At 69.1% G+C, this 26,612-nt stretch carries 33 protein-coding genes; 15 read left to right on the forward strand and 18 right to left on the reverse strand.

All coding sequences use genetic code 11. From position 1 onward, the window contains the following. Nucleotides 1-35: 35 nt before the first annotated feature. Complete coding sequence (xseA, locus tag WFJ36_RS01265) at nt 36-1,313, reverse strand: exodeoxyribonuclease VII large subunit (RefSeq protein WP_071328160.1); 1,278 nt, start codon at nt 1,311-1,313, stop codon at nt 36-38. Between the two features lie 100 nt (nt 1,314-1,413). On the opposite strand from xseA, the gene WFJ36_RS01270 reads away from it, so the two are divergent. The 3 genes from WFJ36_RS01270 (at nt 1,414) to WFJ36_RS01280 (ending at nt 4,011) form a co-directional block, all read left to right on the forward strand. Next, nucleotides 1,414-2,460: a 4-hydroxy-3-methylbut-2-enyl diphosphate reductase gene (locus WFJ36_RS01270; protein WP_177173808.1), complete on the forward strand. Its 1,047-nt coding sequence runs from the start codon at nt 1,414-1,416 to the stop codon at nt 2,458-2,460. Between the two features lie 2 nt (nt 2,461-2,462). After that, a complete protein-coding gene (locus WFJ36_RS01275) occupies nt 2,463-3,254 on the forward strand; it encodes an IclR family transcriptional regulator (RefSeq protein ID WP_071328162.1) in 792 nt (263 codons plus the stop codon). A 235-nt stretch (nt 3,255-3,489) separates the two neighbouring features. Continuing rightward, nucleotides 3,490-4,011 (forward strand): DUF6264 family protein, encoded by a 522-nt coding sequence (locus tag WFJ36_RS01280; RefSeq protein ID WP_071328163.1) that lies wholly within the window; start codon nt 3,490-3,492, stop codon nt 4,009-4,011. 63 nt (nt 4,012-4,074) lie between these two features. Here the strand turns inward: WFJ36_RS01280 and fbaA are convergent, their stop codons facing one another. After that, nucleotides 4,075-5,103, reverse strand: coding sequence for a class II fructose-bisphosphate aldolase (fbaA, locus tag WFJ36_RS01285; protein WP_025103954.1), 1,029 nt, complete (start codon nt 5,101-5,103; stop codon nt 4,075-4,077). Nucleotides 5,104-5,290: 187 nt separating this feature from the next. Between fbaA and glpX the strand changes: the two genes are divergently transcribed. Next, on the forward strand, nt 5,291-6,277 hold the full coding sequence (gene glpX / locus WFJ36_RS01290; protein WP_060922697.1) for a class II fructose-bisphosphatase: 987 nt from the start codon (nt 5,291-5,293) through the stop codon (nt 6,275-6,277). Between the two features lie 171 nt (nt 6,278-6,448). After that, a complete protein-coding gene (locus tag WFJ36_RS01295; RefSeq protein ID WP_060922698.1) occupies nt 6,449-6,736 on the forward strand; it encodes a hypothetical protein in 288 nt (95 codons plus the stop codon). Nucleotides 6,737-6,770: 34 nt separating this feature from the next. On the opposite strand, the gene rmuC is transcribed toward WFJ36_RS01295, so the two are convergent. After that, nucleotides 6,771-8,039 (reverse strand): DNA recombination protein RmuC, encoded by a 1,269-nt coding sequence (rmuC, locus tag WFJ36_RS01300; protein ID WP_336642486.1) that lies wholly within the window; start codon nt 8,037-8,039, stop codon nt 6,771-6,773. Between the two features lie 51 nt (nt 8,040-8,090). Continuing rightward, on the reverse strand, nt 8,091-8,684 hold the full coding sequence (locus WFJ36_RS01305; RefSeq protein WP_071328165.1) for an exonuclease domain-containing protein: 594 nt from the start codon (nt 8,682-8,684) through the stop codon (nt 8,091-8,093). Between the two features lie 59 nt (nt 8,685-8,743). Here WFJ36_RS01305 and WFJ36_RS01310 point away from each other — a divergent pair, with 59 nt between their 5' ends. The 5 genes from WFJ36_RS01310 (at nt 8,744) to WFJ36_RS01330 (ending at nt 13,084) form a co-directional block, all read left to right on the forward strand. Continuing rightward, nucleotides 8,744-9,484 (forward strand): class I SAM-dependent methyltransferase, encoded by a 741-nt coding sequence (locus WFJ36_RS01310; protein ID WP_071328166.1) that lies wholly within the window; start codon nt 8,744-8,746, stop codon nt 9,482-9,484. 198 nt (nt 9,485-9,682) lie between these two features. After that, nucleotides 9,683-10,042 (forward strand): Cd(II)/Pb(II)-sensing metalloregulatory transcriptional regulator CmtR, encoded by a 360-nt coding sequence (cmtR, locus tag WFJ36_RS01315; protein WP_083391666.1) that lies wholly within the window; start codon nt 9,683-9,685, stop codon nt 10,040-10,042. Then, entirely contained in the window at nt 10,039-10,722 is a 684-nt protein-coding gene (locus WFJ36_RS01320; RefSeq protein ID WP_071328167.1) for a cation transporter, read from the forward strand. Before cmtR ends, WFJ36_RS01320 begins: the two co-directional genes overlap by 4 nt. A gap of 42 nt (nt 10,723-10,764) precedes the next feature. Further along, on the forward strand, nt 10,765-11,841 hold the full coding sequence (gene ychF / locus WFJ36_RS01325) for a redox-regulated ATPase YchF (protein WP_071328168.1): 1,077 nt from the start codon (nt 10,765-10,767) through the stop codon (nt 11,839-11,841). A gap of 91 nt (nt 11,842-11,932) precedes the next feature. After that, on the forward strand, nt 11,933-13,084 hold the full coding sequence (locus WFJ36_RS01330; protein WP_292789028.1) for an AbiH family protein: 1,152 nt from the start codon (nt 11,933-11,935) through the stop codon (nt 13,082-13,084). Nucleotides 13,085-13,226: 142 nt separating this feature from the next. On the opposite strand, the gene WFJ36_RS01335 is transcribed toward WFJ36_RS01330, so the two are convergent. From WFJ36_RS01335 to WFJ36_RS01365, 7 genes are all read right to left on the reverse strand, one after another. Continuing rightward, the gene (locus WFJ36_RS01335) at nt 13,227-13,970 is read right to left on the reverse strand and encodes a DUF5677 domain-containing protein (protein ID WP_336642487.1); all 744 of its coding nucleotides are present in this window, start codon (nt 13,968-13,970) and stop codon (nt 13,227-13,229) included. Continuing rightward, nucleotides 13,933-14,310 (reverse strand): hypothetical protein, encoded by a 378-nt coding sequence (locus WFJ36_RS01340; protein ID WP_143049253.1) that lies wholly within the window; start codon nt 14,308-14,310, stop codon nt 13,933-13,935. Before WFJ36_RS01340 ends, WFJ36_RS01335 begins: the two co-directional genes overlap by 38 nt. Nucleotides 14,311-14,667: 357 nt before the next feature. Continuing rightward, nucleotides 14,668-14,952: a hypothetical protein gene (locus tag WFJ36_RS01345; protein ID WP_292787610.1), complete on the reverse strand. Its 285-nt coding sequence runs from the start codon at nt 14,950-14,952 to the stop codon at nt 14,668-14,670. Then, entirely contained in the window at nt 14,949-15,443 is a 495-nt protein-coding gene (locus tag WFJ36_RS01350; protein ID WP_336642488.1) for a BLUF domain-containing protein, read from the reverse strand. Before WFJ36_RS01350 ends, WFJ36_RS01345 begins: the two co-directional genes overlap by 4 nt. After that, entirely contained in the window at nt 15,440-15,697 is a 258-nt protein-coding gene (locus WFJ36_RS01355; RefSeq protein WP_292787606.1) for a hypothetical protein, read from the reverse strand. Before WFJ36_RS01355 ends, WFJ36_RS01350 begins: the two co-directional genes overlap by 4 nt. An 84-nt stretch (nt 15,698-15,781) precedes the next feature. Next, entirely contained in the window at nt 15,782-18,142 is a 2,361-nt protein-coding gene (locus tag WFJ36_RS01360) for a glycoside hydrolase family 65 protein (protein ID WP_336642489.1), read from the reverse strand. Nucleotides 18,143-18,354: 212 nt separating this feature from the next. Further along, on the reverse strand, nt 18,355-19,179 hold the full coding sequence (locus tag WFJ36_RS01365; RefSeq protein ID WP_336642490.1) for a manganese catalase family protein: 825 nt from the start codon (nt 19,177-19,179) through the stop codon (nt 18,355-18,357). 157 nt (nt 19,180-19,336) lie between these two features. On the opposite strand from WFJ36_RS01365, the gene WFJ36_RS01370 reads away from it, so the two are divergent. Both WFJ36_RS01370 and WFJ36_RS01375 read left to right on the forward strand, forming a co-directional pair. Next, nucleotides 19,337-19,522, forward strand: a complete 186-nt coding sequence (locus WFJ36_RS01370) for a hypothetical protein (RefSeq protein WP_071328174.1) — start codon at nt 19,337-19,339, stop codon at nt 19,520-19,522. 147 nt (nt 19,523-19,669) lie between these two features. Beyond that, complete coding sequence (locus WFJ36_RS01375) at nt 19,670-20,239, forward strand: alpha/beta fold hydrolase (protein WP_071328175.1); 570 nt, start codon at nt 19,670-19,672, stop codon at nt 20,237-20,239. 15 nt (nt 20,240-20,254) lie between these two features. Here the strand turns inward: WFJ36_RS01375 and WFJ36_RS01380 are convergent, their stop codons facing one another. From WFJ36_RS01380 to WFJ36_RS01390, 3 genes are all read right to left on the reverse strand, one after another. Continuing rightward, a complete protein-coding gene (locus WFJ36_RS01380) occupies nt 20,255-20,917 on the reverse strand; it encodes a hypothetical protein (RefSeq protein ID WP_336642491.1) in 663 nt (220 codons plus the stop codon). Between the two features lie 122 nt (nt 20,918-21,039). Further along, nucleotides 21,040-21,339 carry a Fe-S cluster assembly protein HesB gene (locus WFJ36_RS01385; RefSeq protein ID WP_336642492.1) on the reverse strand — a complete coding sequence of 100 codons (300 nt, stop codon included), beginning with the start codon at nt 21,337-21,339 and terminating at the stop codon, nt 21,040-21,042. Between the two features lie 107 nt (nt 21,340-21,446). After that, on the reverse strand, nt 21,447-21,935 hold the full coding sequence (locus WFJ36_RS01390; protein WP_177173793.1) for a GNAT family N-acetyltransferase: 489 nt from the start codon (nt 21,933-21,935) through the stop codon (nt 21,447-21,449). A 119-nt stretch (nt 21,936-22,054) separates the two neighbouring features. Here WFJ36_RS01390 and WFJ36_RS01395 point away from each other — a divergent pair, with 119 nt between their 5' ends. Continuing rightward, a complete protein-coding gene (locus tag WFJ36_RS01395) occupies nt 22,055-22,615 on the forward strand; it encodes a Dps family protein (protein ID WP_071328179.1) in 561 nt (186 codons plus the stop codon). 33 nt (nt 22,616-22,648) lie between these two features. On the opposite strand, the gene WFJ36_RS01400 is transcribed toward WFJ36_RS01395, so the two are convergent. Next, nucleotides 22,649-23,194, reverse strand: coding sequence for a DUF6328 family protein (locus WFJ36_RS01400; protein ID WP_336642493.1), 546 nt, complete (start codon nt 23,192-23,194; stop codon nt 22,649-22,651). Nucleotides 23,195-23,275: 81 nt separating this feature from the next. Between WFJ36_RS01400 and WFJ36_RS01405 the strand changes: the two genes are divergently transcribed. Then, a complete protein-coding gene (locus tag WFJ36_RS01405; protein ID WP_336642494.1) occupies nt 23,276-23,479 on the forward strand; it encodes a hypothetical protein in 204 nt (67 codons plus the stop codon). A gap of 4 nt (nt 23,480-23,483) precedes the next feature. On the opposite strand, the gene WFJ36_RS01410 is transcribed toward WFJ36_RS01405, so the two are convergent. Both WFJ36_RS01410 and WFJ36_RS01415 read right to left on the reverse strand, forming a co-directional pair. After that, a complete protein-coding gene (locus WFJ36_RS01410) occupies nt 23,484-24,068 on the reverse strand; it encodes a 1-acyl-sn-glycerol-3-phosphate acyltransferase (protein WP_336642495.1) in 585 nt (194 codons plus the stop codon). Then, complete coding sequence (locus WFJ36_RS01415) at nt 23,978-24,685, reverse strand: carboxymuconolactone decarboxylase family protein (RefSeq protein ID WP_336642496.1); 708 nt, start codon at nt 24,683-24,685, stop codon at nt 23,978-23,980. Before WFJ36_RS01415 ends, WFJ36_RS01410 begins: the two co-directional genes overlap by 91 nt. A gap of 128 nt (nt 24,686-24,813) precedes the next feature. Between WFJ36_RS01415 and WFJ36_RS01420 the strand changes: the two genes are divergently transcribed. After that, nucleotides 24,814-24,960, forward strand: a complete 147-nt coding sequence (locus WFJ36_RS01420; protein ID WP_336642497.1) for a hypothetical protein — start codon at nt 24,814-24,816, stop codon at nt 24,958-24,960. 30 nt (nt 24,961-24,990) lie between these two features. Here the strand turns inward: WFJ36_RS01420 and WFJ36_RS01425 are convergent, their stop codons facing one another. Continuing rightward, on the reverse strand, nt 24,991-26,466 hold the full coding sequence (locus tag WFJ36_RS01425) for an MDR family MFS transporter (RefSeq protein WP_336642498.1): 1,476 nt from the start codon (nt 26,464-26,466) through the stop codon (nt 24,991-24,993). Nucleotides 26,467-26,612 lie beyond the last annotated feature (146 nt).

Below are 26,612 nucleotides of genomic sequence, written 5' to 3' on the forward strand. Positions count from 1 at the left end.
CCTCCATCCTACGTCGTGCCCCGGACGCCGCCCGCTCAGGCGCCTTCCGCGATCTCACCCTCCGAGCGAACCGCGAGCGACCCGCGATCCACGGTGAGCGTGAGCGCGCTGCCTGCAGGCGCATCGGCCGCGTCGCGGAGGATCACGCCGCCTTCGAGGTGGGCGATGGCGTAGCCGCGGGCCAGAGTGGCGGCGGGGGAGAGGGCGCGTAGCGAGGCGCGCAGTTCGCTCGTCCGCCGGCCGGCGTCGTCGAGCTGCCGGGCGACCGCGTCGCGACCGCGGGCGAGAAGCAGGAAGGTCTCCTGCGCGCGGCTGTCGATGATCGGATCGGGCGAGCGCAGCACCGGCCGGGACCGCAGCTGCTCAAGCTGGGCCATGTCGTGTGTGAGGCGCTGCGTGAGGCGGGTGGTGGCCCGGGACCGCAGTTGCGCGATGAGTGCGCGCTGCTCCCCGACGTCGGGGACGACACGCTTGGCGGCATCGGTCGGCGTCGAGGCGCGCAGGTCGGCGACGTCGTCGAGGAGGGGGTGGTCGTTCTCATGGCCGATGGCGCTGACCACCGGTGTGGAGGCGGCGGCCACGGCTCGGACGAGGCGTTCGTCGCTGAAGCCGAGGAGTGTCTGCGGGTCGCCGCCGCCGCGCGCGATGATGATGACGTCGACCTCGGGATCGGCGTCCAAGCGGGCGAGAGCCGCCAAGGTGTCCGGCACGCAGCGATCGCCCTGCACCGCGGCGTACGCGGTCTTGAATCGCACCTGCGGCCAGCGCAGCTCGGCGTTGCGGTGGACGTCCTTCTCGGCGTCGGAGCGCTCGCCGGTGATGAGGCCGATGACGTGGGGGAGGAACGGCAGCCGCTTCTTGCGGGCGGGATCGAAGAGGCCCTCCTGGCGGAGCTGCACGCGCAGCCGTTCCAACCGTTCGAGCTGGTCGCCCAGTCCGACATGCTTCATGGCCGAGACCGCGAAGCTGAAGTCTCCGGAGCGCACGAAGTAGTCGGCCTTGACGGCGGCGACGACGTGATCGCCCACGCCCAGGTCGGCGGGGATGCGGCCGCGCACGCTCGACCAGACCCGGATGGAGATCTGTGCATCGGAGCGGGTGTCCTTGAGGCGGGCGAAGACGTTGCCGGCGCGGACGTTCCAGGAGGTGATCTCGCCCTCGACCCACACCGTGTTCCACCGTGCGACGAAGTCGCGGATGGTGGCGTTCAGCCGCGCGACCGAGGTCGGCGCCTGCGCCGTGGAGTCGCGCGGGGCGACGGCATCCGCCGGCGGCGTCTCTCCCGGTCCCGTCGTCGCTTCGAAGACTGTCATCTGCTCCCGTTCCTGCCCGCGCACTCTCCGGCCCCGTCCAGCCGGGCGACGGTAGAATCGAGGGGTGACTTCGACTGCCGTTCATCCTCCCGCTCCTCGCATCCCACGAGTGCGCGCCGCGGCCGGGCGGCTTCAGGATAACCCGGTGCCCGGACACAAGCGCGTCCTGCTCGCCGCCCCCCGCGGATACTGTGCGGGGGTGGACCGTGCGGTGGTCGCCGTGGAGAAGGCGCTGGAGCGCTACGGCGCCCCCGTCTACGTCCGCAAGCAGATCGTGCACAACATCCACGTCGTGACGGAGCTCGAGGCCAAGGGCGCGATCTTCGTCGAGGAGGTCGACGAGGTGCCGGAGGGCGCGCACGTCGTCTTCAGCGCGCACGGCGTCTCCCCGGCGGTCGTGAACGCCGCCTCCGACCGTGGCCTGCACGCCATCGACGCCACCTGCCCGCTCGTCACCAAGGTCCACCGCGAGGCCGTGCGGTTCGCGCGGGACGACTTCGAGATCCTGCTCATCGGCCACGACGGACATGAGGAGGTCGAGGGCACCGCGGGAGAGGCGCCCGATCACGTCACGGTCGTCAACTCTCCGCAAGAAGCCGACACCGTGCAGGTGAAGGACCCGTCCAAGGTAGTGTGGCTGTCGCAGACGACGCTCTCCGTCGACGAGACGATGGAGACGGTGAACCGGCTCCGCACCCGGTTCCCCGAGCTGCACAACCCGCCGTCCGACGACATCTGCTACGCCACGCAGAACCGGCAGGTCGCCATCAAGAAGGTCGCTCAGCGCGCTGATCTCGTGATCGTGGTCGGCTCCGCCAACTCCTCCAACAGCGTGCGGCTCGTCGAGGTCGCCCTCGAGTACGGAGCCAAGGCCGCCTACCGCGTGGACTACGCCGAGGAGATCCGCCAGGAGTGGCTCGACGGCGTGGAGACGGTGGGCGTCACCAGCGGCGCTTCCGTCCCCGAGGTGCTCGTGCGCGAGGTGCTCGACGCGATCGGCGATGCCGGGTATCGCGACGTGGAAGAGGTCAAGACGGCGGAGGAGGACCTCATGTTCTCCCTGCCGAAGGAGCTCCGTCAGGACGCCACGGGCCAGCGCGACGCGCGCGCCCTCGGCGGCCGCGCCTCCGCAGGAGGGGGTGCATAGCGGTGAACGCCGCGGAGGCGGAGCCGACCCTCATCGGGTCCGTGCAACGCGCGCTCCGCCTGGTCGACATCGTCGCGAACTCCCCGCGTCCGCTTCCGGCCAAGATGCTCTCATCGATCACGGGGCTCACTCCGGGAACGACCTACAACCTCGTCCGCACGCTCGTGCACGAGGGGTACCTCAGCGCCGAACCGGACGGGCTCGTGCTGGGCGGACGCTTCCCCGCGTTCCAGCAGCAGATCGACTCTCGTGGGGTGTTCCTGGCTCGGGTGCGCGCCGCTCTGCGCGCAGTGACGGAGGACGTGGGCGCCACGGCCTACCTCTCCCGATATGCGGACGGGGAGATGCATCTCGTCGATATCGTGGACGCCGTACGGAATCCGCGCATCGAGCTCTGGGTCGGGCTGCACGCCAGCGCCCACGCGACCGCGCTGGGCAAGCAGATCCTCGCGGCGCTCTCCGAGGAGGACCGCCTGGACTACCTCTCCCGGCACCGGCTCGAGGAGCTCACGCCTCGGACGATCAGCGACCGCCGGACGCTCCTCACGCAGCTCGAGCAGACGCCGGGGTGGGCGATCGACCGGGAGGAGTATGCGATCGGAGCCACCTGTGTCGCGGTTCCGGTCATCGCCCCCGGGGTGACGGCGTCGCTGGCCGTCTCCCTGCCCGCGGACCGGGCGGTGGTCAACCGTCGTCTCGTGTCGAACCTGCAGCGCACGGCCCGGCGGCTCTCCCTGCAGCTCGGGGCGGACGCCCTGGACACCGACGGCCCGGACGCCGAGTTCACCATCTGAATTCGGGGCCCTGGTGTGGGCATCGAGGGTTCCCTATGATCGAAGGCGTAGTGGCTGACAACGCCCTACTGATCGCCTACGGCGTCCCCAGCGCCGGCGACCAACGGGATGAGGAGCGTCCCCAGCGCTCCACGTCCGCGGCCCCGAGAAGTCCCCACTTCTCCGGGGCCGCTATCGGTTGGGGGTCCGACTTCTCTGAACGAGCGAGCTGAGCCTCGGCCGATACGATGGCGGGATGACCGACCAGCGCCCCCGATACGGGGAACTCGCCACACCAGAGGAGCAGCGGAGGGCAGCGGGGCTGCCGCCCGTGGCAGAGGTGATCGCCCCGTCGGCTCCCGTCTCGGACCCCGCGCCCGCGGCTCCTGCTCCGGCGCGCCCCTCCTCAGTGGATCGGTTCGCGACGATCGCGCTGCTCGCCTACGGCCTCGTGAACGTCATCGTCACCGGCCTGTCCTACCTCGACATCGTCCCGGTGATGAACCAGACCATGGGCATGCTGGGCATCGAGGGGGAGTTCACCAACTACGCCGCGGGGCGCACGTGGGGGACGATCGCCGCCGTCGTGCTGGCAGTCGGCTGGTGCGTCACGGCGGCCCTGTCGATCCGTCGCCTGCGTCGTGGCCGCCTCACCTGGTGGCTCCCGCTCGTCGGAGCCGTCATCACGCTGGGCATCGCCTCGTTCTGCCTCGTCGTGCCGATGATGGGCGACCCGGCCTTCATCGCCTACCTCGACCAGGCGACCGGGGCGCGCTGACGCCGACACGCAGACGAAAGGGGCCCGGCAAGACGCCGGGCCCTTTTCGTGTGTCTGGTGGTGTCAGCTCTTCGACTGGCCGTACGAGCCGAGCTGGCGGGTGGACTCGACCACGCGGGCGGCCATCGCCGACTCGGCGATCTTGCCCCAGGCGCGCGGGTCGTACTGCTTCTTGTTGCCGACCTCGCCGTCGACCTTCAGCACACCGTCGTAGTTCTTGAACATGTAATCGGCGATGGCGCGCGTGTAGGCGTACTGGGTGTCGGTGTCGATGTTCATCTTGATGACGCCGTTGGCGACCGCGAGAGCGATCTCCTCGTCGGTGGAGCCCGAGCCGCCGTGGAAGACGAGGTCGAGCGGCTTCTCGCCGGTGTTGTACTTCGCGGCGACCTCGGCCTGGATCTCGCCGAGCAGTTCCGGACGCAGCTTCACGCCGCCCGGCTTGTACACGCCATGAACGTTGCCGAAGGTGAGGGCGGCGATGTAACGGCCCTGCTCACCCAGGCCCAGCGCCTGCACGGCCTGGTCCACGTCGGCGAACGTCGTGTAGAGCGCCTCGTTCGAGCCCTCGTGCTGCACGCCGTCCTCCTCACCGCCGACGACGCCGATCTCGACCTCGAGGATGGCGTTGATCGCCTTCATGCGGGGGAGCAGCTCCTTGGCGATCTCGATGTTCTCTGCGAGCGGCACGGCCGACCCGTCCCACATGTGGGACTGGAAGATCGGGTTGCGGCCAGCCTTGACCTCTTCCTCCGAGGCGGCGATGAGCGGCTCGACGAAGCCCGCGAGAGCGTCCTTCGGGCAGTGGTCGGTGTGCAGGGCGACGGTGACCGGGTAGTTCTTGGCGACCTCGGTGGCGTAGCGGGCGAAGGCGAGAGCGCCGGTCGCACGAGCCTTGACCGTGTGGCCGGCGAAGTAGTCGGCGCCACCGGTGGTGACCTGGATGATGCCGTCGGAGCCGGCCTCGGTCAGGCCCTGGAGGACGGCGTTGATCGTCTGCGAGCTGGAGACGTTGAACGCGGGGTACGCGAAGCCGCCTGCCTTCGCGCGGTCGAGCATGTCGGCGTACTGATCCGGGGTGGCGACGGGCATGAGAACTCCTGCGGTAGGTGAAGCCGGGACAGCTGCCACTCTATCGGGGCGGGTGTCCGGCTTCGGCAGGAGGAGTCGCGCGTCGGTGGGCACCGTCCTTCGGTGGTGTTAAGAACGGCGATTTCTTCCTCGCTCAGAGGCGGAAAACGGGGCGATCGATCCGGTGCTCGCGGATAGGCTGGGGTTCATGGTGAGTCTGACTGCCGACCTGAGCCCGCTGCGTCCCGACCGTAACCTCGCGATGGAGTTGGTGCGTGCGACCGAGGCGGCGGCGATCCGTGCCGTTCCGTTCATCGGTCGTGGTGCGAAGGAGGCTGCCGACGGCGCCGCCGTCGACGCCATGCGGGCGTTCCTCGGGACGGTCGACTTCCAGGGCCGCGTGGTGATCGGCGAGGGCGAGAAGGACAACGCCCCGATGCTGTTCAACGGCGAGGTCGTCGGGACGGGACGCGGGCCGCTCTGCGACATCGCGGTGGACCCGATCGACGGCACGTCGCTGACCGCGGCCGGTCGGCAGAACGCGCTCTCGGTGATCGCGGTGTCGGACCGCGACACGATGCTCGACGCCTCCAGCGTCTTCTACATGGACAAGCTCGTCACGGGGCCCGCCGGCGTCGGCGTGGTCGACATCCGCCTGCCGATCGGCGAGAACATCCGCAAGCTCGCCGGCGCGCTGGACAAGCCGGTGGACGAGATCGTGGTGTCGGTGCTCAACCGTCCGCGGCACGAGCAGCTCATCCAGGAGATCCGGGACGCCGGGGCCGGAACCCGTCTCATGAGCGACGGCGATGTCGCCGGCGGGATCAACGCCGCACGCCACGACGCCCGCACCGACATGTGCGTGGGCGTCGGCGGCAGCCCGGAGGGCATCGTCACCGCGTGCGCGATCAAGGCCCTCGGCGGCCACATCCAGGGCCGGCTCTGGCCGCGCGACGACGACGAGCGTCAGCGCGGCATCGACGCAGGACTCGACATGGACAAGGTCTACGAGGCGGACGACCTCGTGCAGGGCAACAACACGATCTTCGTCGCGACGGGTGTCACGGACGGCCAGCTCGTCGCCGGTGTGCGCCGTGAGCGCGGTTACGTCTACACCGAGAGCGTGGTCCTGCGGGGCGCCTCCGGAACCCTCCGCCGGATCGCGTCGGAGCACCTCGTCTCGAAGTGGCTGTGACGGCTCTCCTGTCGGCATGATCGCGGGCCGGATTCTCGCCATCGTTACCGACCCGGTATCGCCTCCTCCACGAGTCGGGCCCGGTTCGGCGAGCTGCCGTGCCAGAATTGTCACTGGGTTTGTCGCCGTCGACGGAGCCGCCAGGCACCGCAGGCACAGGAGGGCGAACGCATGACAACGCAGCACACGAGCGGCTCGAAGAGCGCCGCGCCGACCAAGATCATCACCACGAACACCGGACGCATCCTCCGGGTGAGTGCCGATGCCGAAGCGGCCGCCGTGGCCCCGCCGGCACCGGTTGCGCAGCCGGCCGTCGATCCGGCTCGCCGCGCCGACGTGCTGTTCCGCGTCCGCCGCGCGGAGGGGCACGAGGTGAGCGCCTGGTGGATGATCGGCGCCTTCCTCGCCACGAGCGGCCTCGTCATCGTGCTGCTCAGCGGCGTCCCTGGCGTCGCCTGACACTCCGCGATCGGGGATCCGGTCGCGTCCGCCGTCACTGCTCCCGGTCGTGGAGCGCGGCGGCGTGGTCGAGGCGCGCGCGAACTTCGCCGACGTCGGCCTGCATCGTGTCGGCGGTAGCCTCGGCCTCCGTCGGGACCAGCAGTTCGGGTGCGGTGAAGCGCCGTCCGTCCGCGGTGATCGCCGAGACAGGCGCGAGGGCCTCCGCATCGACGCCGGGGAACTGCCGGGCGGTCACGAGAACCCGGGACTCCAGGGAGCCGGCGAAGCGGTTGTAGCTGTCGACCGTGCGCTCGATCGCCCGCCGCAGATCGTCGGCGTGACCGGCGAGAGTGCCGAGGCGCTCGTACAGCTGCGTGCCGAGCGCGAGCAGCGTCCGGGCCTCGGTGGACACCTCCTGCTGGGTCCAGGTGTAGGCGACCGTCTTGAGGACCGCCCAGAGGTTGACGGGGGAGGCGAGGGCCACTCGTCGGCTGAAGGCGTAGTCGAGCAACGTGGGGTCCTCATCGATGGCGGCCGCCAGCAGCGACTCGCTCGGCAGGAAGCAGATGACGAACTCGGGGCTGGCGTCGAGGCCGGACCAGTACGCCTTCTTGGCGAGGGCGTCGACGTGGGCGCGGACCGCGCGGACGTGCTTCTGCATGTGCGCGCGGCGCTGAGACTCGTGGGCGTCGCCGAGGGGGAGGGCGGAGGCCTCAAGGTAGGCGTCGAGGGGCACCTTCGCGTCGACGGCGATCGACGTGCCGCCCGGAAGGCGGACCACCATGTCGGGGCGCCCCTGGCCGCGGTCGGAGGTGATCGTCGCCTGCAGATCGAAGTCGACATGTCTGGTCAGCCCCGCCGCCTCGACGACGCGCCGCAGCTGGGTCTCGCCCCAGACGCCGCGGGTGGACGTGGAGCGCAGCGCACCCGCCAGTGACTCGGTCGTCGCGCGGAGCGCTTCATCGGACTCCTGCGCGCGCCGGAGCTGCTCGGCGAGTGTGCCGAACTGCGCCTGACGCTCGCTCTCGATCGCGGCGACCTTGGACTGCATCTGCTGGAGACTCTCGCGGACCGGCGCCAGAGCCTGCAGCACGGCGTTCTGCTGCTGGACGCGCTGTGCCTCCGCCCGCTGCTCGGTGCGAGCGTGCTCGACCGCGTCCCGATAGAGGTCGTACTGGCGATCGCGGTCGTCTCGCGCGGCCGCGAGTTCCGCCTGCGTGCGTGCGATGTCGGCGGCACTGCGTCCGGCTCGCAGGAACCAGCCCAGAGCGACGCCCGCGGCGAGGGCCACGAGCAGAAGAACGATCGACAGGGCATCCATGGCTCCATGATGCCCGGGGCCTCCGACATCGCCGGGAGGACGCGAGGTGCGTCAGGCGACGGCGCGCTCCAGCGCCGGTGCGGCAGGCTCCGTCACGCGGAGGCCGAGGGCGTCGGCGAGGCCGAAGACATCCGCGGCCCCGGCGCGCGCGGCCGCGTCCACGATGATCTGGGCGCAGGCGAGGGCATCCGCCAGTGCGTCGTGGTGCGAGAACTCCGCGTACCCGGCCGCCGCGGCGGCGAGGGGCAGGCGGTAGGAGTCGAGCTGATAGGTCTTCCGTGCCACCTGGAGGCTGCACAGCGACCGGTACGGCGGGCAGATCTGTCCCGTGACCTCCGTCGCCCGTCGCAGGACGTTCAGGTCGAAGCCGGCGTTGTGGGCCACGAGCACGTCGGCGCCCGCGAAGCCGCACAGGCGGTCGAACTGATCGACCCACGTCGCCGCCGACAGCACCTGCTCGGGGCGGATGCCGTGGATGCGGACGTTCCACTCCTGGAACTCGTCGTGGCCGGGCGGGGGCTGGATCAGCCAGTTCGCGGTGGCGACGACCTCCCCGTCCCGCACCCGCACGAGTCCCACGGAACACGCGGAGGCCGGGCTGGAGTTCGCGGTCTCGAAGTCGATCGCAGTGAAGTCCAGTGGCACGTCCTCACTCTCTCCCGGGCCTCCGACGTCGCTGTGCAGGCTCGCCGTATGCTGGCCACATGGCGGACGAACTCGCGAGATCCTTCGGTGCGGCGGCCGGAAGCTACGAGGCCGGACGGCCCGAGTACCCCTTCGAGGCCGTCGCCTGGATGCTCGAACCGATGGCGGACGGTGCGCGTCGGGTCGCCGATGTCGGCGCCGGGACCGGCAAGCTCACGCGGGCGCTCGTCACGGCTGCGGACGCCGAGGTGGTGGCGATCGATCCGGACCCCGCGATGCTCGCCGCCCTTCGCGACGCCGTCCCCGGGGTGCCCACGTTCGTCGGGACCGCCGAGTCGCTGCCGCTTCCGGACGCGAGCGTGGACGCCATCGTGCTCGGCCAGGCGTGGCACTGGGTCGAGCCGGTCGCCGCCTCGGCGGAGATCGGTCGCGCGGTGCGGCCGGGCGGGGTGCTCGGTCTCGTCTGGAACCTCCGCGACGAGCGCGTCGACTGGGTGCGCCGGCTCACCGACATCATGCACGGCAGCAACGCCGAGATCATGCTCGCGGCGGGCGACCCCGTGGTGGCGGAGCCCTTCGGCGCTCTGGCGCAGGACCGCTGGGAGTGGTCGCGCCCCATGACGCGGGAACTCCTGCACCGCATGGCCGCGTCCCGCAGCGCTGTGATCACCGCCCACGATGCCGAGAAGGCACGGATCCGCCGCGAGATGGACGCCCTGTTCGACGAGCTCGGCCTGCACGGGGACGGTGTGATCGAGGTGCCGTACGTGACCAGGGCGTTCCGCGCGGTTCGCGACTGAACAGGCGTCCGCGCCGCATCAGGCACTTTTCCCACCCTGCCGCCTGATCCCGCGTGGGTGCCTGCCCTCGCGAGGGGTGAGGCGGGGGAGAGCGGCGCAGGTAGACTCATACCCCGTGGCTCTCACTATCGGAATCGTCCGTGATGGGAACGTCTAACCCCGCTTGGAAAGCGTCAGCCATCGCTGTATAGTCAGCGTGTGCTGACTATTGCTTCTCGCGTCGACGTGATGAACAGGCTCGGACGGGCAATGGCCGATCCGACCCGTTCACGGATTCTCCTCACGCTGCTGGATGGCCCCAGCTATCCGGCCGTTCTGTCACGGGGACTCGAATTGACGCGGTCGAACGTCTCGAATCACCTAACGTGTCTGCGCGACTGCGGCATCGTCGTCGCTGAGCCGGAGGGGCGGCAGACCCGCTACGAGATCGCGGATCCGCATCTTGCAGCGGCGCTCGCGAGTCTTGTGTCGGTGACGTTGGCGGTCGACGAGAGCGCACCATGCGTCGATCCGGCATGCTCGGTTGCCGGCTGCTGCGACGCAGGGGAGCCCCGATGACCGCGCTCATGCTCGCACCTGAGCGCCGTGACGTGCTGCGCCGCCGCATCCGGGTCGTGGTTGCGATCACGATCACCTGGAACGTCATCGAGGCGGTGGTCGCGCTCATCGCAGGCGGCGTTGCCTCGTCCGCGGCGCTCATTGGGTTCGGATTGGACTCGATCGTCGAGGTGCTCTCGGCAGCGGCGGTCGCATGGCAGTTCGCGGCGCCTGACCCGCAGAAGCGAGAAAAGGTCGCGCTGCGGGTGATCGCAGTCTCGTTCTTCGGTCTCGCCGCGTACGTGAGCGTCGACGCCGTGCTGTCGCTGTTCGGCCTGCGGGATCCTGAGCACTCGCCGGTCGGGATCGCAATCGCGGCGTTGAGCCTGCTCGTGATGCCGTTCCTCAGCTGGTTCGAGCGCCGCACCGGTCGCGAGCTCGGTTCGGCCTCCGCCGTCGCCGACTCGAAGCAGACCCTCATCTGCACGTATCTCTCGGCCGCGCTCCTGGCGGGCCTGTTACTCAACAGCCTGTTCGGGTGGGCATGGGCGGATTCCGTAGCCGCGCTGGTGATCGCTGTGTTCGCTGTTCGAGAGGGAGTCGAAGCGTGGAAGGGCGACGCATGCTGCGCCGCTCCCGTGGCTGTGCTGACCGGGGAGCGGGAACCTGACACCTGCGAGGACGGCTGCTGCGCCCGGTAGGCGGCGGAGGCCGAGTTCTCGCGGCGTTATGCTCATAGAGCCATGCCTAACTTATCCATAGGAATCGTCGGCCTGCCCAACGTCGGCAAGTCCACCCTCTTCAACGCTCTCACCAAGAACGACGTGCTCGCGGCGAACTACCCGTTCGCGACGATCGAGCCGAACGTCGGCGTGGTGAACCTGCCCGACCCGCGGCTCCAGAAGCTCGCGGAGATCTTCGGGAGCGAGCGCATCCTGCCCGCCGCCGTGTCGTTCGTCGACATCGCCGGCATCGTGCGCGGGGCGAGCGAGGGGGAGGGGCTGGGCAACCAGTTCCTCGCGAACATCCGAGAGGCCGACGCGATCGCCCAGGTGGTGCGCGGGTTCTCCGACGACGACGTGGTGCACGTGGACGGGGCCGTGAATCCGGCGTCGGACATGGAGACCATCAACGCCGAGCTCATGCTCGCCGACCTGCAGACCGTCGAGAAGGCGATCACTCGGTACGAGAAGGATGTCCGCGGCAAGAAGATCGACCCGTCGGTCCTCGAAGCCGCGAAGGCCGCCAAGGACGCCCTGGAGCGCGGGATCCTGCTCTCAACGAGCGGCCTCGACCTCGAGCCGATCCGCGAACTCGGGCTCCTGACCGTCAAGCCCGTCATCTTCGTCTTCAACGTCGACGAGTCCGTGCTGACCGACGACGCCCGCAAGGCCGAGCTCGCCGCCCTCGTCGCGCCGGCGCAGGCGATCTTCCTCGACGCGAAGATCGAGTCCGAGCTCAAGGACCTCGACCCCGAGGACGCCGCCGAGCTCCTCGCCTCGACAGGGCAGGACGAGTCGGGTCTCGACCAGCTCGCCCGCATCGGCTTCGACACCCTCGGTCTGCAGACCTACCTCACCGCCGGCCCCAAGGAGGCCCGCGCCTGGACCATCCCCAAGGGATCGAAGGCCCCGCAGGCCGCCGGCGTCATCCACACCGATTTCGAGAAGGGCTTCATCAAGGCCGAGATCGTGTCGTTCGACGACCTCGTGGAGACCGGATCTGTGCAGGAGGCCCGCGCCAAGGGCAAGGCGCGCCTCGAGGGCAAGGACTACGTCATGCAGGACGGCGACGTCGTGGAGTTCCGCTTCAACAACTGAGTTCGAGTCTCGGGCTCTTGACCTGGTTTCGCTCGATCTCGAACAAGTTCGGTTGAGCGTGGCGACAGCTTTGTGAGATATTGATGTCGCAATGAGCTACGAAGACTATCGAGGTCGTTTCGACGACGTGCAGAACCAATACAACGTCATGGCGCTGGTTGGAAACGGGTTCGACATTCAGGCGTTGTCCGGACTTGGCTCTCTGACCGACACCCGCTACGAGTCGTTTTACCACTATCTGAAGTACCGGAAGTTCGACGGCGAGAACAAGATTCTCGAGCGAATGGAGAGCTTGCGCGGCACCGCTGAGAACTGGAGCGACATTGAGTCAGCAATTGAGGGCTTGCTCAACGTGGATCGAGTTGACCCTCGCGCCATTGCCGACGATCTTAAAGACGTGCAACGGGAGTTCTCTACCTTTCTGGACCAGGTTGTGACTCCAGACCTCCTTGCTCAACTTGGCGAGCGGGCCGTTTCAAACAACTCCAGTATGGTCAGCTTCACCGAGTTCCTAGGAGACATCAGCGATTCGGAGGAGTACTACAAGATGCGGCTTCCCCGGCGCATCAACATAGGTGACTTGTTGAACTTCAAGTTCGTGAACTTCAACTACACCACGCTCCTGGATGATTTCGTCTATCTCGATCAGATGCAGTTCGATCCGCATCCTTACAAATGGTCGGATCGCAACATCAATTTCCATCCGAATCCGCTTGGACACCCGTATTCCGAGGCGCACCCGGAGTTTCACCCGGAGAATAAGTCTTTCCATATGGTGTCCTACTTGGTATCTGATGTTGTCCACCCGCATGGGATACAGTCCATCCCGCGATCGCTGCTTTTCGGCATAGACGAGGCACCGAAGCGCGCGCAGAAGCTATCGAAACCGTACTGGGCGCAGAACAAGGTCAAGTACGGCGGGCTGTTTCCAGCTACTGACTTGTTCATCATCTTTGGTTGCTCACTGGGAGAAACAGACCGATGGTGGTGGAGAGCCATCATCGACGGAATGCGCGATAACGAGAATGCAGACCTTATCCTTTACTGGCGCCGTGGCTCCGGGGATAGTGCTTTGACCGCCCCCGAACTGCGCGAGAAGTTTGCGACCGCTGCGGGATTTCGGAATGACGCGGACGTCCTGGGTTTGCTCGGCGAGAGAGCCCGCGTCGTGCTCTACGACGACGCGAGTGAGCGAGCATGGCTAAACACGAATGCGATCACGCCGCCGTCGTGGGTGAGTTAATGGTTGGTTGGCGCACATTCAAGGCTCCGAACCAAACGCCTATCGGTGACGTAACGCGGTGGAGTTCCGCTTCAACAACTGAGTCCCGGACGACATGACCCGAGTGGCGCGGACAACATAGTCCGAGGGTGGACGCTTGAGATTAGTTTCGACGCAAGATATTGTCGATTTCCAGCTCCGGCAATTTGGCCATCGTCCGACGTGCCCACTCGGGGTCAACCATGGCTTGCGCGAACGTGATCTGCAGTTGGGCTTCTTTCATCGTGTAGTGGAGCAACTCCGTCCAGTAGACAATTTCTACGTGCCGCCTCGAGCTCATGACGGCCATCAGGAAGGCCGTGGCGCTCTGATTCATGCTATCCAGGCACTCATACGCCGGCATGTAGAACCCCACAGGTCTTGGGCCATGGAGGAAGACACCCGACGAGTCCGCGACTGCTGACTTCACAGATCCACTGTGCGAGGCGTGGACGTGGTGACTGGCGTTCGAAAAGCGGGAGCTTGCATCGTCGTTTCCGTACGCTCTGCTCATGTCTGCGTAGGTCACGCGACGGTCGTCGAAGGCGGGCGATGCCCAGCCGTATGGTTTGGACATTGAGCCGCAATGTTGCCGGATGACGCGCTGATACTGCCTGTCTATTGTCTGGGAACCCTCGTCAGCAAGGCCTCGAATATGACCGTCCTCCTTCCGGCGCCACATCTCCACATGGTGACTTGCCTCGAATCGTCGTGCAATCTCCGTGCTGCTTCGTTCGATGAACGCCGCGATCACGCCGAGCTCCACGGCGGTCCGCATGCGGGCTTCAGCTCCGTCGGGAAATCCGCGTTCGAGCAGTGCGAAGGTTTCGTTAGTTGCGGTCATGGCCCGCTGGAGCAGTCCTGCCAAGCTTGAACTCTGCGCCTGCCGACGTAAGGGTGAGCATCCCGTCTCCGATTTGGGCGAGACCAGCCGACTTGAGGAATCTGCCGTACTCGCCCCAGGTGAGCGGCGCGGTCGTTGCCGGTGCTCCGATGCTGGTCTTGTGGCCGAAGACGTCGGCGCTGAGATCGGGACGGGCTTCCATTGCCGTGGCCGCACCGGCATCGACTTGATCCACAAGCTCAAGTACGAGTCCGACCCAGGCGCGCTTGCCGCCATGAAGTGCGGGAAACGTTGCTCCTTGTCGTCGCCACAGGGCCCGCTGTTCGAGCAGAGTGGTCTCGTCGAGGGCTTTCTGCGGAATCATGGATGGATTCTATGGCATCGTTTTGAGTCTTATTGAGACCCAGGAGGACGTGCGCGCGAGGACCTCAATCGGGCCGGTGACGATTCCCAAGAGCACGGGTGCCGTGCGGCTCAGTGGTTCCTCCGCAGGCTCTCTTGGCTTAGCAAGGTGGACGCCACCCTCGACGTTCACGTAATACTTGATGACCTGCCCGATGGAAAGCTTCTCGCCTTCGATCTCTGGAAATCGATCACTTCAGCGCGGGTATGCGTGCGTTGGCGCGGCTTTCCGGAGCGTGAGGACTCCCCGGGCGCGCCGAAAAGGAGACCGGCGCCGACTGCACAGCCTTATCCGCGACCGCGAGGCGCGACCGACTCGCTAGTGCCGTACACCCGCGTCCGGCCCATGGCGATCCTCGAACGCACGGAGCGCGCGCCTCGCGCGGTGGGTCTCGACGATACCGACGATGATCCCGGCGGTGAACACGATGATGCTGAGGACGCGCCACAACCCGGCGGGCGCATCGAGGAGGAACGCGACCGTCCAGCCGACCGTCATCACCGAGGAGAACACGATCGCGTAGACGCCCCAGTTCCGCCGCCGTTCCAGCGCCATGCGCTGCTGGATGAGCGACGGCTCCGGTCCGCCCACGGGCCCGCTCATACCCGGAGGGAGGAACCCTCGTCGCTCGCGGCCGGAATCGGAACCGCAGCGCCGGAGCGTGTGCGGAACCACAGGGTGAGCTCGAACAGGGCGCGCTCCATCGTGGAGGCGTCCGCGCCGTCGACGAGGTCGTCGAAGGAGTCGCGGAAGCCCGTGGGGGCGGCGGTGCTCGCCGTGCGGAACGACCGGTAGCCCATCGACCAGTCGGAGAAGAGCCGGGCCGTGATCGGCGTCTCCAGCAGGATGCGCATCGCGCGGTGTCGTGGATCGTCGGCGATCGTGTCGACGAGTCGGCGCACGGCCTCGACCGGTCCTTCGAGGACCTGGAGGAAGCGTCCCTGGCGGAAGAGGAGGAGGCCCGTGATGTCGCGGGCCGTGTTCGACCGGCGGCACTGCTCGAGGAGCTGCTCCAGAGCGGTCTCACGGAACGGCTGCGCCGCCGTGCTGGTGTAGACGAGGCGGAGCAGCCCGTCGGCCCTGGCCGCCGTCACCCCTGCACCAGCTCCGAAGCGCCGAGGGCGGCGTCGCCCTCTGAGGGGCCGGCGTGGGCGACGACCTCCGTGGTCGCGTCGCTCAACGTGGCGTGCAGACCGAGCGGCTGCGCGGACGCGGAGAACGCGGCGAAGCGGCCGTCGGGCTGACGGTCGACGTAGCCGAGGAAGTCTCCGCCACGGCTTCCGACATGGAAGCCGTCCTCGACGCACGCCCAGAGGACATCCGATGCGGGGTGGGGGGAATCAGGCACGGCTCCACCCTACGGCGGGCGGCCGACATCGCCCCGGGCCTTGCGCTGACCCGCCTCGATATGGCACACGCACCGAACGCCGCCTCAGTCGCCGGCGCGCGGTCGTCCCGGCTCCCGCCAGCGCGGCGGCACCGGGGCCGGGGTGATCGGCTCGACGCGGTCCGGCGTCGGCAGTTTCGACGGAACGCCGGCGTGCAGGACGAGCTCCTCGCCCGCGTGCCGGATCGTCACCGGTTCGCCAGCGCTCAGCCGGTAGGTCGTCTCCGCCGGCGTGATGTCGACGTGCAGGATGCAGCCGTGCAGCCGCACCCCGAACGCGAGACGGGTCACCCCGTCGGGGAGCTGCGGCCGGAAGGACAGGCCGTCGTCTCCCTCCCGCATGCCGCCGTAGCCGGCCGTGACTCCCGTCCAGATGCCGGCGAGGGCCGCGATGTGCAGTCCCTCGTCCGTGTTGCCGTGGAGATCGTCCAGGTCGAGGGCCGCGAGCTCCGCGAGGTACGCCGATGCGAGCTCGAGATGACCCACCTCGGCGGCGATCACGGCCTGCGCGGCCGCGGAGAGCGAGGAGTCACGCACGGTGAGGGCGTCGTAGTAGGCGAACGCCCTGGCCTTCTCCTCCCACGTGAACTCCTCGTGCGCGGTGTAGAGCGCCAGCACGAGGTCGGCCTGCTTCAGCACCTGCTTGCGATAGAGGTCGAAGTAGGGGAAGTGACTGTGCAGCGGATAGTCGTCGGGGCCGGTGGCGTCGAAGTCCCACCGGGCGTGCGCGGTGAATCCCGCCGACTGCGGGTGCACCTTCCGCTCCTCGTCGTAGAGCACGGTCATGCCGGCGGCGGCGGCGGCCCACGCGGAGAGCTCGTCGTCGTCCACGCCGAGGCGGGCGGCGACGTCCGGATGCCTCCGGACGGCTGCCACCGCTCCGCGGAGGTTCCGGCGGGCGGAGAGGTTGGTGTAGACATTGTCGTCGACCACGGCGGTGTACTCGTCCGGACCGGTGACACCGTCGATGTGGAAGCCGCCGGTCTCGTCCCACCGCCCGAGGGACGCCCACAGACGAGCCGTCTCGACGAGGATCTCCGTGCCCGCCTCCCGCTCGAAGTCCTGGTCGCCCGTCGTCCGGACGTAGTGCATGACGGCGCCCGCCACGGCCGCGTTGATGTGGAAGGCGGCCGTACTCGCGGGCCAGTATCCGGAGCTCTCCCGACCGTCGATCGTGCGCCAGGCGAAGGACGCGCCGCGCAGGCCGAGCGTGCGCGCCCGCTCCCTGGCGTGATCGAGCGTCGCGTGCCGCCAGCGCAGCGCCTGGAGCGCGGCATCCGGAGCGGTCGAGGTGAGCACGGGGAGCACGAACGCCTCGAAGTCCCAGAAGGTATGGCCCTCGTAGCCGGAGCCGGTGAGGCCTTTGCCGGGGACCGATCGGGCTTCGGCTCTCGCCGATGCCTGGAACACCTGGAACAGCGCGAAGCGCACCGCCTGCTGCAGCCGGGCATCGCCGTCGATACGGACGTCGCCGCACTCCCAGTAGCGATCGAGGACGGCACGCTGTCCCGCCACCAGAACGTCCCACCCCAAGCGAGCCGCTTCCTCCACGGCCTCCTCCGCGCGGTCACGCAGCGTCTGCGGTGCGAGGGACGCCGACCACTCGTGTCCCACGAGCTTGACGATCTCGAGCTCCTCGCCGGGGGCGAGGTCGACGCGGATGCGCGTGCGCGCCAGGTCGTCGTCGACCTCCGTCGTCACCTCCGGCGCCGCCTCGCCCGAGACCCGCACCGCATGGTCCGCGCTCACCGCCACACGCAGACCGCTGCGCCGGGTGCGGTGGAGAAGCGTGCTCCGCGCGCCGCGCTCCGCTGCCGCGACGGCTTCCAGCGGACGGGCGAGGAGCTCCTGCACGCGCGGGTCGTCGTGCGTCACGGGGAGCGGCTCGTTCGCGAGCACCTCGGACAGCACGGTGACCGCGAGCGGAGCGTCGAGCGCCTGCACGCGGTAGCGCACGGCGGCCAGCGACCGGTGTTCCAGGGAGACCAGACGGGTCGAACTGATGCGCACCCGACGTCCCTCCGCGGACTCCCAGTCCACCTCCCGATGGAGGGTGCCTTCGCGGAGATCGAGGCGGCGGGTGTGCGCATGGACGGTCCCGTGCTCGATGTCGAACGGCTCGTCGCCGACCAGCAGGCGGATGAGCTGCCCGTTCGGGACGTTGATCACCGTCTGCCCCGTCTCGGGGTACCCGTAGCCGTCCTCGGCATGCGGCATCGGGTGTTCCTCGAACACGCCGTTGAGGTAGCTGCCGGCGACACCCCGGGGATCGCCCTCGTCGAGATTGCCCCGCCAGCCGATGTGGCCGTTGGAGAGACCGAAGACGGACTCCTCCTGCGCGAGATGGGCCGTGTCGACGCTCTCGATGCCGACGGCCCAGGGTTCGATGGTGAACTGCGCCGTCATCGGCGCGCCCCGGCCCCGAGGCGCCTGTCCGAGGAGGAGGTGAGGATGCCGAGGAGCATGGAGTTCCCTTCTGCCGGAGACCGTGGGCCTCGACGCTATCGATCCCGTCGAAGGGGCGCGAGGGCGTTGCGTCGCGCGGACCGGGTCCGGTAGGGCGGTCGCTGTGCGCCGGGGCGCGGCGGCCGCCCGTTCCGGGGCACCGGTGGGTCTGCTCACTCCTTGTGGAGCGCGTCCTGCGCGGCGCCGGCCACCTTATCCACGACGTTCGGCAGCTCGGTGGTGCCGTAGAAGCGCGCATCGGGGTGGGTGGGCGGAGGCATCTCGGCCGTGGTCGTCGGGCCCTCGTGGTAGCTGAACTCGCCGTGCCCGTCCGGCGTCGGACCCGATGCCCAGGTGCCTTCGGCGGCAGCAGGACCGTCGCTGAAGTTGAGGTACTGGTACGACACGTCGCGGTGCTCCTTCGAAAGCGGGAAGTTGCTGGGCACGGGCAGCTTCTCGGCGCCCTCGGCCTTCAGTTCCTCGGCAGCGGCGAGCCACTGGTTCTGGTGCATGGTGTCGCGCGCCAGCAGGAAGCTCAGCAGATCCCGCACGCCGTGATCGTCGGTCATGTGGTACAGCCGGGCGACTTGCACCCGGCCCTGCATCTCGGCGTTCGCGTTGGCCATGAAGTCGGCGAGGAGGTTACCGCTCGCGGTGATGTACGAGCCCTGCCACGGGTTGCCGTTGCTGTCGACCGGGCGGGCGCCGGCACCGGCGACGATGCCCTGCTGCACATCCGTGCCGCCGACGATCGCGGCGACCGTCGGGTCGTCCTGCACGGCGTCCTCCGTGATGCCGAGCGGGGACTTCTCGAGGAGCTGCGCGATCATGACCGCGAGCATCTCGACGTGGCCCATCTCCTCGGCTCCGATACCGAAGACCAGGTCGCGGTACTTGCCGGGGATGTGCATGTTCCATGCTTGGAACTGATACTGCAGCGCGACGGTGATCTCGCCGTACTGACCGCCGAGCACCTCTTGCAGCTTGCGCGCGTACACGGCGTCCGGTGCCTAGCCGCCGCGCCGGTGTTAGCCGGTCGGCGGCGGCGCCGTCAACCCCCGCCCTCCTCGGCGGCGTAGCGGGCATGCTGTGGGCATGGGGATCGGACGGCAGCCGCGGAGGACGCGATCGGAGCGTTCCTCGGTCCAGGGGAGGATGGGCAATGCCGGGGGAGGGCCGGCCGAGCTGCTGTCCCGCGAACTCGGTTCGCCGGTCGTGTTCCTGGGCGCGGGGCTGCCCGAGGATCACTGGCATGCGAGCGACGAGAGCATCGATCTGCGCATGCTCATTCGCGGCGCCGCGACTCTCGCGCATCTGTGGCGCGAGCTCGCCGCCGCCTGATGACTCCGCCGGGGGATGCGAGGAGGAGGCTCGTCCCCCGGCGGGCTACGCTGGACGCAGGCGCCACCGCCCGGTGCCCGGTCGCAGGAGCCCGGTGCGGACGACGCCTGCGAACCTGACACCGACGGCTTGAGGAGAACGACGCCGATGACCGACACCCAGATCTTCGAGCCCGAGGGCCGCGCCATCCCCTTCGTCGACGAGGGTGACGGGCCGGTCAAGCTCGTGCTCATCCAGGAGCGCGGCCTGGCCGCCGACGTGCTCGGAGTGGTCGGTCACTACCTGGCCGAGGAGGCCGGATTCCACGTCGTGCGGATCGGCCATCGCGCGGATGACGCCGACACCTCGATCGAGGACCGCGTCGCGGACGCGCTCGCCGTCATCGACCACATCGGCCTCGGCGACACGTGGATCGGCGGACACGGCTTCGGCGGCACGATCGCCCGGTCGTTCGCGCTGGCTCATCCGGAGCGCGTGAACGGTCTCGCACTGCTCGGCGTGGAAGACGTGGAGACGCCCCTCGCCCCGGTAATCCCGGTGCTGCTGATCCAGGGGACGGCCGACGAGGTCACCCCGCCCGCGAACGCCGAGAGCCTGCGCGTCACGGCTCCGGAGCGCGCCAGCATCAAGGTCGTCGAGGGCGGGGATCACCTCTTCCCGATGACGCACCCCATCGAGACGGCCGTCGTGCTCGAGGAGTACCTGGACTGGGACTGAGGGTGACGTCGCGGGTCAGAGGTCGCTGAAGTCGTTCGAGGGGACCATGATCTGCGTGACGGTGTCGCCGTCGAGTACGAACATCGTGTAGACGATCCCGGTGGAGCCGGGGCGGGTCAGGGACTCCGTATCGGGGACCTCGCGCCCGCCGAGCCCGAGCTCGTTCGCGGTCGCCGGGTCCTCCGCATCCGTCAGCGCCCAGGCGTCGGCGGCGCGGAGCTCGGTGCGCGTGCTGCCGACGCGGAATCCGTCCTCCGTGACGACCGGGAGACCCGCGACCTCGGCGGCCGTGACGGAGACGCTGGCCGGGGCCTCGCCCGTGCTGTCCGCCAGGACGCGCAGACCTCCCCAGTCGTACGCCTTCAGTGTGGAGGGCTCGCCGGGGAAGATCTCCACGCCCTCCGCCTCGGGAAGCTCGCCGGTGACCTCCTGGAGGAGCTCGAGAAGGGCGGCGGAATCCGTGTAGTCGGCGCTCCGCTCCTCCGCGCCGGTGACCGTCAAGCCGTCCAGCGACACGACGATCTGCGCGGACGTGGTCTCCGTCGGCGTCGGCGATGCGCTGGAGGTCTCCGAAGGACGAGGGGACGCGGACGGCTCGGCCGAGTTCGCGGGAGCACAGGCCGTCACGGCGAGCGCGGTGGCGGCGAGGGCGAGAAGGAGAGAAGAGGGTCGTCGCATGGTCCCGATGCTAGAGCGTTCGGGGCCGGCGCTGACGCCGGCGCGGTACTCGTTATCGGTCCGTGTCCGGAGACGGACGAACGCCGCGGCCGGGGAGGCCGCGGCGTTCGAAGTCTGAGGTCTCAGGCGACCTGAGGGAGCACGGCGAAGGACACGGAGCCCTCGTCGTCGACGCCCGCGTCGAGGATCTTGTCGTCGAGCGCGGAGGCGGCGGCCTCGTCGAGGAACAGGCGCGCGCCCGACAGCTCGACGACCTGATCGGCGGGCTCCGGGTCGGCGGTCACGGCGACGGCGAGCCGGGCCGCGCCCGACTCGTCCTGCGCCTCGGCGGTGTGGATGCGCAGCCCGGCGGCCGGCGCGTCGTTCTGCCGACTCACGAGGGTCGACACGATGGCGGTGGCGTTGTCGGTGAGGGTGAGCACGAGCTCTCCTTTCCGGTTGGGGCATGACGCGGTCGCGGCATGTCCGGACCACGATTCCCTATCGTCTGGATCCCTTCGACCCCCTTGCGCGGAGCGGGGCGCTGCCCTTAACCTCGCAGCCGCTTGCGGAGGAAGACCTGGTCGGTGCCGTCGCCCTGTGGGATCCGTTCGCGCTCTTCGTAGCCGCAGGACTCGTACAGCCGGATGTTCGCCTCGCTGAGGCTTCCGGTGAACAGCTCGGCCTCGCGGGCGTCGGAGGCCTGCTCCGCCGCGTCGAGGAGCTTCCGGCCGATGCCCTCGCCCTGCATGTCGGGGGCGATCGCGATCCGTCCGATCAGGAGCAGGTCGTCGTCCTCGACGAACCGGATGGCCCCGACCAGACGACCGCCGATCCGGGCGCCGAGACCGCGCTCCGTGGTGAGCTCGGCCTCCATCTCGGCGAGCGTCTGGGTCAGCGGCGGCATGTCGACGCTCCCGTAGATCGCCGCCTCCGACACGAAGGCCGCCCGTTGGATCGTGAGCACCTCGCCGGCATCCGCCGCCGTCAGAGGGGCGATGACCACCTCGGGCCGATCCTCCTGTGCTGCTGTTCCCACTGTTCCGCCTTTCTCGATGGCCCTGTCGCCTCCCTCACGTTCAGGGGTGCGACCGGCGGGTGTCAACCCCCTCGGAACGGGCCGTGCTGCGGGCTACCGTGCCGGGAGGAGGTCACACCATGGCAGACACGAAGTCCAAGAAGACCAGCAGCTCCAACAGCAAGGACGGGGCGGCGAAGGCCGGCGTCAAGACCACGCGCCAGCAGAATGCGGAGAAGGGGTTCACGGCATCCCCGACCCTCGCGGCGAACCTGCAGGCCGTGCTCGTCGATCTGATCGAGCTCTCGCTGCAGGGCAAGCAGGCGCATTGGAATGTCGTCGGACGGAACTTCCGCGACACCCACCGTCAGCTCGACGAGATCATCGAGGACGCCCGGACGTTCAGCGACACCATCGCGGAGCGCATGCGGGCCCTGCATGCCGTCCCCGACGGACGCAGCGCCACGATCGCGAAGACGACCACGCTGCCGGAGTTCCCGACCGGTGAGGTGTCCACGACGGAGACCATCGACCTCGTCACCGCGCGCCTGGAGGCCGCGGTGGGGACGATCCGCGACGTGCACGATGCCGTCGATGAGGAGGATCCGACGTCCGCTGATCTGCTGCACGCCGTGATCGAGCGACTGGAGCAGTTCGCCTGGATGGTGAGCGCGGAGAACCGCAGCCCCGCCGGCCGCTGACGCCCCGCCGTCCGACCGCCGCCCTCGTCGCGCTCACGCCGACGGGGGCGGCGGTCCTTCGTGTGCCCGCACCCGCGACCGGGCGCGCCGCAGCAGGCCGGGCAACGCCATCCAAAGTCCGAGCACGAGCACGAGGGACGCGACGAGCGCGATGATCCCGGCGGTCCTGCTGACCGTGAAGTCGACGATGAGCGTCGTGACGCCGATCGTGAGGGCCCCGATCACGAAGAGGTCGATCTTCACCAGGCGCGCCGCCGTCCGGACGAGCTCCGGCTTCAGCCGGCTGCCGAACAGGGCGCGGTGGATGCCGACGGGGGCGAGGGCGAGGATGGTGGCGAGAGCGGCGAGCGCCACGAGCACGACGTACAGGTCGCGCTGGAACTCGTCCATGTCGGTGAAGCGCGGCTGGAACGCCACCGCGAGGAGGAAGCCGGTGAGGATCTGCGTGCCGGTCTGCATCACCCGGAGTTCCTGCAGCAGCTCTTCCCAGTTGCGGTCCGCGCGCTCGTTCGGGGTCTCGTCGCGGCCGTCGTCGCGGTCGTCACGCTCGTCCGCGGCGCCACGGGGTTCTGCTCTCATGGCGATAGTCTCGTGGGCACGATCCGCCGCTGTCCAGGACCTTGCACGGCCCGGCGGACAGGCCTCAGGAAAGGACCCCGGATGACGCTGCCCCCGATCGACGAATGGTGGCCCGAGCTGTCCGACGATGCGCGCCGAGCGGTCATCGGCAGTGGCTCGCGACACCTCGACGAGGACGTCCGCGAGGAGATCCGGGAGATCACCGGAGCGGTGGTCGGGATGATCGAGTCGCTGTCCGACGACGACCTCGCGTACGCCCGGGAGCACGCCCCCGAAGCGGACTGAGGGGTCAGTCCTCCGGCCGCGCGGCCGTCTCCTCGCGCAGCCGCGGCTCCGTGCGCCGCTCGGGGCGCACACCGTGCTTGTCTGCGTAGAACGCGCGGATCCGGTCCATGTCGGCGGCCACGTCGCCCGTGAGGTCGAGGGTCGGCCCGAGGCCGGTCGTCATCGTGTGGCGGTCGACGAAGCCGAGGGTGACCGGCATGCCGGTGGCACGCGCGATGCGGTAGAAGCCGCTCTTCCAGTACTCGTTGCCGCCGCGGGTGCCGTCGGGGGTGACGACGAGGCCGAACACGGTCCCGGCGTGCACCTGCTCCACGACCTCGCCGACGACGCGCGCCGGATCCGCCCGGTCGACGGCGATGCCGCCGAGGCCGCGCATGATCGGGCCGCGCCAGCCGCGGAACAGGCTCTTCTTGCCCAGCCAGTGCACCTCGATGCCCAGGCGCCAGGCGATCGCGAGCATGAGCACGAAGTCCCAGTTCGAGGTGTGCGGAGCGCCGATCAGGACGGTCGGACGCGTGGGGGCGGCGTCGGCGACGAGGGTCCACCGGCTGACGGCCCAGTACACGCGGGCGAGGAATCGTCGGAGCATCCGTCCAGATTAAGGGGAGCGGCCTTTCGATCGCCTGTCGGCGTGGTCGCCGTGGCGTGGGTGAGCGCCGCGGTGAGGGCGGAGTCCAACCCGGGGACGTCCTCGACGGGGACGGCGAGCGCGAGCAGTGCCCTGCTGAAGTAGTTGCGTGCCGCCGCCGCCAGGGTGACGTCCACGATCTGCCGATCGCTGAACCCCGCCTCGCGCAGCTCCTGCGAATCCGCGTCGGTCATCGCCGACGGATCGGTCGACAGGCGCGCGGCGAAGCGGATCACGGCCTGCTCCTGCTCCGTGAAACCGCGGTCGTCCCCGGCGGCGAAGGCGGCGAGCCCTTCCTCGTCGACGACTCCGGCGCGGAGGGAGCGGCGGCCGTGGGCGAGCAGGCAGTGCGCGGATCCGAGGGCCCGCGCCGCCCCGAGGGTCGCCGCCTCGTACACACGGACGCCGATGGACGGGACGACCGCACGGACGAGCGCCTCGAAGGCGGCGTGGGCTTCGGGGTTCACGGCCATGGCCCTGGTGTGTGCGAACACGATGCCGTCGTCGGCGAGGTCGCTCTCGTACATCGCGGCGACGTGGCCGGTCGCGGTGGCCCGCTCGGGAGGGTGGATGATCATGGCGCCTCCTCGGCTCCGGGGGCGCGGGACGAGGGTGCGCACCCCCTCGCCGGGAACGATACGCCGCTCCGAGGTCGCAGAGAAGAGCGTGCGGCGCCCGGTGCTCCTGGCAGGCGTACGATCGAGGGATGACCGAATCGAAGCAGGAGAACACCGGGCAGGACGCGCCGCTCGGGCTGCAGCCGCTGCCGGGTGCGATCGAGCTGCTCGACGGCGATGCCGCCGGCTACTGCAGCAACGGCGTCTGCCACCTCCCCGCCCCCAAGGAGCGGTGAGCAGCAGACGCCGTCGGTGTCTCTGCGCGGTCAGTGACCGCGGTGCGCCGCGTCGCCGATGTCGTCGGCGGGCTTGCGCACCAGCGGGCTGAGGGCGACCGCCGCGAGCGAGATGATCGCCGCGATGAGGAACGCCGTCCGCGCACCCGGGGCACCCGCCACCGCCCGCGACAGGCCCTCGTCCTCGCCGGCGTGCAGGATGGCCGAGTACGTGACCGTGAGCAGCGCGACGCCGGCCGCGCCGCCGACCTGCTGCAGCGTGTTCAGCACCGCGGAGCCGTGCGAGTACAGCGAGCGGTGCAGCGACCCCAGCGACGAGGAGAACAGCGGCGTGAACGACATCGCGAGGCCGACCGACATGGCCGCCTGCACGATGATCAGCAGCCACCACACGGTGTGCTCGCCGACCGTCGAGTAGAAGAAGAGCGAGGCCGAGACGAGGATCGTGCCGGGGATGAGCAGCGGTCGGGTGCCCTTCGCGTCGTACACGCGACCCATGATCGGGCCGAGGAGGCCCATCAGCACCGAACCGGGGAGCAGGATGAGGCCCGACTCCAGGGCGCTGAGTCCGGCGACGTTCTGCAGGTACTGCGGCAGCAGCGTGAGGGTGCCGAACATCGACAGCGCCAGGATCGTCATGATGATGACGGCCAGCGAGAAGTTCGCCGAGCGGAACACACGCAGGTCGAGCAGCGCGTCGTCCACCCGCTGCAGCACGAGCTGCCGCCAGACGAACAGCGCGAGCGCGACGGCGCCGACGACCAGGGCGATGACGCCGGTCGTTCCACCCGAACCTCCCTCGCCGCCGAACTGGCTGAGGCCGAAGACGATGCCGCCGAAGCCGAGCGCCGCGAGCGGGATGGAGAGCACGTCCAGCGGAGCCTTACGGGTCTCGCCGAGGTTGGTCATCCACTTCGCCCCCATGCCGAGCGAGATCAGGGCGATGGGCAGCACGATCGCGAACAGCGCGCGCCAGTTGAACGCGTCGAGCACGGCGCCGGCGAGCGTCGGACCGATGGCTGGCGCGAGCGAGATGACGAGGCCGACGCGGCCCATCATGCGGCCGCGCGACTGCGCGGGCACGACGTTCATGATCGTCGTCATCAGCAGCGGCATCATGATGCCGGTGCCCGCCGCCTGGATCACGCGGCCCACGAGCAGCACGGAGAAGCCGGGCGCGACGAGAGCCACGAGCGTGCCGAGCGAGAACGCCGTCATCGCGGCGATGAAGACCTGCCGCGTCGTGAAGCGCTGCAGGATGAAGCCGGTGGTCGGGATGACCACCGCCATGGTGAGCATGAACGCGCTCGTCAGCCACTGCCCGAGCTCGGGCGGGATGCCGAGGTCGGTGTTCAGGTGCGGGATCGCGATGCCCATCGTCGTCTCGTTGAGGATGGCGACGAAGGCGGCGACGAGCAGCAGCCAGATGACCCGCATGTCCTTGCGGGGGATGCCCCCGCTCGATGCGGGGGGCGTCGTGATGGAGCCGGTATCGACGGCAGACATGGGCGGCCTCCAGGGCATCGGAGAGAAGGGGAAGGTGCGAGAGTTCGCGAGAGTCATTCAGCGTAACGGGTCGGACGGACATTTCATTCCGAAATCTGGGATATCGCTGAACGTCGGGACAGCGGAGCCGGTGTCGTGGGGGGTGA

The organism is Microbacterium sp. MMO-113, from assembly GCF_037148555.1.
Lineage (GTDB): Bacteria > Actinomycetota > Actinomycetes > Actinomycetales > Microbacteriaceae > Microbacterium.

Bases quoted from the DNA above. Each gene is read 5' to 3' on its own strand.
- fbaA (WP_025103954.1), bottom strand. From the start codon at position 5,103: ATGCCCGTCGCCACCCCGGATCAGTACGCCGACATGCTCGACCGCGCG.
- WFJ36_RS01405 (WP_336642494.1), top strand. From the start codon at position 23,276: ATGACGCTGCCCCCGATCGACGAATGGTGGCCCGAGCTGTCCGACGAT.
- WFJ36_RS01280 (WP_071328163.1), top strand. From the start codon at position 3,490: ATGACCGACCAGCGCCCCCGATACGGGGAACTCGCCACACCAGAGGAG.
- WFJ36_RS01375 (WP_071328175.1), top strand. From the start codon at position 19,670: ATGACCGACACCCAGATCTTCGAGCCCGAGGGCCGCGCCATCCCCTTC.
- WFJ36_RS01345 (WP_292787610.1), bottom strand. From the start codon at position 14,952: ATGAGCGGGCCCGTGGGCGGACCGGAGCCGTCGCTCATCCAGCAGCGC.
- rmuC (WP_336642486.1), bottom strand. From the start codon at position 8,039: ATGGATGCCCTGTCGATCGTTCTTCTGCTCGTGGCCCTCGCCGCGGGC.
- WFJ36_RS01420 (WP_336642497.1), top strand. From the start codon at position 24,814: ATGACCGAATCGAAGCAGGAGAACACCGGGCAGGACGCGCCGCTCGGG.
- WFJ36_RS01330 (WP_292789028.1), top strand. From the start codon at position 11,933: ATGAGCTACGAAGACTATCGAGGTCGTTTCGACGACGTGCAGAACCAA.
- WFJ36_RS01310 (WP_071328166.1), top strand. From the start codon at position 8,744: ATGGCGGACGAACTCGCGAGATCCTTCGGTGCGGCGGCCGGAAGCTAC.
- WFJ36_RS01340 (WP_143049253.1), bottom strand. From the start codon at position 14,310: ATGATTCCGCAGAAAGCCCTCGACGAGACCACTCTGCTCGAACAGCGG.
- ychF (WP_071328168.1), top strand. From the start codon at position 10,765: ATGCCTAACTTATCCATAGGAATCGTCGGCCTGCCCAACGTCGGCAAG.
- WFJ36_RS01370 (WP_071328174.1), top strand. From the start codon at position 19,337: ATGGGCAATGCCGGGGGAGGGCCGGCCGAGCTGCTGTCCCGCGAACTC.
- WFJ36_RS01400 (WP_336642493.1), bottom strand. From the start codon at position 23,194: ATGAGAGCAGAACCCCGTGGCGCCGCGGACGAGCGTGACGACCGCGAC.
- WFJ36_RS01320 (WP_071328167.1), top strand. From the start codon at position 10,039: ATGACCGCGCTCATGCTCGCACCTGAGCGCCGTGACGTGCTGCGCCGC.
- WFJ36_RS01415 (WP_336642496.1), bottom strand. From the start codon at position 24,685: ATGATCATCCACCCTCCCGAGCGGGCCACCGCGACCGGCCACGTCGCC.
- WFJ36_RS01410 (WP_336642495.1), bottom strand. From the start codon at position 24,068: ATGCTCCGACGATTCCTCGCCCGCGTGTACTGGGCCGTCAGCCGGTGG.
- glpX (WP_060922697.1), top strand. From the start codon at position 5,291: ATGGTGAGTCTGACTGCCGACCTGAGCCCGCTGCGTCCCGACCGTAAC.
- WFJ36_RS01295 (WP_060922698.1), top strand. From the start codon at position 6,449: ATGACAACGCAGCACACGAGCGGCTCGAAGAGCGCCGCGCCGACCAAG.
- xseA (WP_071328160.1), bottom strand. From the start codon at position 1,313: ATGACAGTCTTCGAAGCGACGACGGGACCGGGAGAGACGCCGCCGGCG.
- WFJ36_RS01395 (WP_071328179.1), top strand. From the start codon at position 22,055: ATGGCAGACACGAAGTCCAAGAAGACCAGCAGCTCCAACAGCAAGGAC.
- WFJ36_RS01360 (WP_336642489.1), bottom strand. From the start codon at position 18,142: ATGACGGCGCAGTTCACCATCGAACCCTGGGCCGTCGGCATCGAGAGC.
- WFJ36_RS01380 (WP_336642491.1), bottom strand. From the start codon at position 20,917: ATGCGACGACCCTCTTCTCTCCTTCTCGCCCTCGCCGCCACCGCGCTC.
- WFJ36_RS01425 (WP_336642498.1), bottom strand. From the start codon at position 26,466: ATGTCTGCCGTCGATACCGGCTCCATCACGACGCCCCCCGCATCGAGC.